Raw genomic sequence first — 1,565 nt, 5'->3', positions numbered from 1 at the left:
CGGCCGGACGTGCGGGAAGATCCGGGTGAGGACGAACGAGGCGAGGTCGGCGGGCGGTTCGTGCCGTACGCCCAGGCCCCCGGTGATGTCGTGGGTGTGCAGCAGCACCTCGGCCACCCCCATCGCGGCGAAGCCCTCGCGGTTCGCGTGCCGGAAGGGGTAGGGGTGGAAGGCGCGGACCGCGCGCGGGGTGGTGCGGATCGTCGCGGCGAGGAGGGCGCCGGTCGTGGTGATCACGTCCAGGAGAGCGGCGTTGTCGGCGCCGTCGTCCGGAGCGATCTCGAAGGGCACGTACGCGTCCTGCGCCCGGCCGGCCAACTGACCGGCGTACGCGAGGAGATCGGAGGCGATGTGCACCGCGGTCCGCCGGCAGTCCCACTCCAGGCTCCCGGCCCGCACCCCCTCCCACCTCCGGCCGGCGACCGCCCCGAGGGCCGCCACGCAGTCCGCGACGGCCTGCTCCACCCGCTCCGCCGGCTGTTCCGCTCCCCAGGCACGCATGAGGGGCAGGCTACGAGGGCGGCGGCGCCGGGGTCGACAGCATTTCCAGCTCGCCGCGGAGGTTGTACCGGGCCGTGGCCTCCCAGTGCTCCCGCCCGTACGGCGTGCGGAACAGGCGGGGCCGGTCGAGGAGGCGGCGCAGCACGGCGGTCCGCCCCTCGCGGAAGGCGTCGCCCGGCACGAAGTGGTACTCCTCGCGGACGGCGGCGGTGTAGGCGGCGTACGCGGACGGGGGTGAGGCGAGGACCGCGAGGTCGGCGTCGCACAGCACCTGTCCGTCGCGGTCGTCGTCGGCCGGGTCGTGGGTGACGGTGAGCCGCACCAGCCGCGCCACCTCGGCGGTCTTCGCCTCCGGCACCCCGGCCTCGGCCAGTGCCCGTTCGGCCAGCCGTGCCGACCGCTCCTCGTTCTCGGACCGGTCGGGCAGGTACACGGCGTCGTGGAACCAGGCGGCGAGGCGGACGACGTCGGGGTCGTCGGCGTACTCCTCCAGCCCGTCGACCCGGTCGAGCACGGCGGTGAGGTGCGCGACGGTGTGATAGCGCCGCTGCGGCTCCCGCCAGCGGGCGAGCAGGTGGTCGGCGTAGGGGGAGGGGTCGGGCGACTCGGTGCCGGACCCCTGGTCCCGGGCTCCGTCCAGGGCCCGGACGAAGCGCTCGCGCAGGGCGTCGGTGTCGGTCATGGGGCCATTGTGACGGTGCGGCGGGCCGAGGGGGGCGGGACGGGTGTCCTGCTGAAGAACGTGAGCAGTCAGCGAGTGAATGCCCTATATGTGCTCACATGAGCACCATGTGGACAGTGGGGGGTGAAGTGCTCACGTTTTTCCAGGTGGGTGTTCCGTGAGCCACGGCGTGTGCGGCGGGAAGGCGGGCCGGGACGTGGCGCGCCGGGCCGGATCCCCGCGCTCTTCGGGGTGCCGTCGGCTCGACGTCCTCCACGACGCGGGCGAGCCCGCTCGGTGCCCGCGGCGAACCGCGGGCCGCCCGGCCGGAAGGAGGGACCGCTACGGCAGGAACCTCTCGTCGTCCTCGCCCGGCGGTGTGCCCGGGCGAGGACGACGAGAG

Annotated in this window: 1 protein-coding gene and 1 pseudogene; both read right to left on the bottom strand. The window is 74.5% G+C overall.

The window, feature by feature from the left end:
- Positions 1–465 (bottom strand): annotated as a pseudogene (locus tag AOK18_RS23020) (GNAT family N-acetyltransferase); the annotation flags it as partial.
- Positions 466–511: 46 nt separating this feature from the next.
- On the bottom strand, positions 512–1,183 hold the full coding sequence (locus tag AOK18_RS23015; protein WP_055695572.1) for an HD domain-containing protein: 672 nt from the start codon (positions 1,181–1,183) through the stop codon (positions 512–514).
- Positions 1,184–1,565: the final 382 nt, after the last annotated feature.

It is taken from the genome of Streptomyces prasinopilosus (assembly GCF_001419695.1).
In the GTDB taxonomy this organism is placed as follows: Bacteria; Actinomycetota; Actinomycetes; order Streptomycetales; family Streptomycetaceae; genus Streptomyces; species Streptomyces prasinopilosus.
This window is presented reverse-complemented; position numbering and strand designations above follow the sequence as displayed.

What these genes read in the sequence shown, in the direction of transcription:
- AOK18_RS23015 (WP_055695572.1), bottom strand. Translation starts at nt 1,183, where the DNA reads ATGACCGACACCGACGCCCTGCGCGAGCGCTTCGTCCGGGCCCTGGAC.